Raw genomic sequence first — 653 nt, 5'->3', positions numbered from 1 at the left:
TTTGCAGTCACATTGACCTTTAATGTCGTGCTTTTGGGCTGTGTCCATTGGTTGAACTGTGCGTCCACTTCCCCTTTGTTTGCAATGTTGACAGTAAGCTTGGTTTCCTTATCAGAAGTCAGGTCTTTGATGTCAGCGTCTGCCTGTTCCCGTTCCATTTCAACCGTCACTTTCAGTTCATTGTAACGGTTCAACTGGTCTTCCAGTGCCGCTTTCTGGGAGGCAAGTTCGTTTAATGCATTGGTGTCCCCGTATGTAACTGTGATGCCCTGTTCCTGTTTGGATGCGATACTTGTTTTCAGTTCATTGTATTTTCTGGTGACTTCCTCTAACTTTTCTTTTGTCTGATCAATGTTGCTGGTAAGTTTGATGTCCACAGGCTCACGCAGTGCATCCGCACGTCTTTGCAGTTCTTCAAGCTGTACCTGCATCTGTACAATTTCGTCTGTAGAATAGGAACCGCTGGCGATATCATCCTTTATGCTTTTTATTTTCTCCTGGATACTGCTGTAAGCATCCACAACGTCTGTACCCATGGAATCGGTAAAATCAAAGCTTTCTCCAAGGGATGCTAAGAATGTTTGGATATCCTCAAAGGTCATGCCGAAAGTATTCTTTAATTTATCTGCAAGCCCTGAAACGTCTATGCTGTC

Annotated in this window: 1 protein-coding gene; it reads right to left on the bottom strand. The window is 44.0% G+C overall.

The features are described from left to right. A partial coding sequence (locus tag D7Y06_RS26360) for a hypothetical protein (RefSeq protein WP_158591513.1) occupies window positions 1–653 on the bottom strand: 653 nt, incomplete at both ends.

The organism is Roseburia sp. 1XD42-69, from assembly GCF_003612565.1.
Classification (GTDB): Bacteria; Bacillota; Clostridia; order Lachnospirales; family Lachnospiraceae; genus Roseburia_B.
This window is presented reverse-complemented; position numbering and strand designations above follow the sequence as displayed.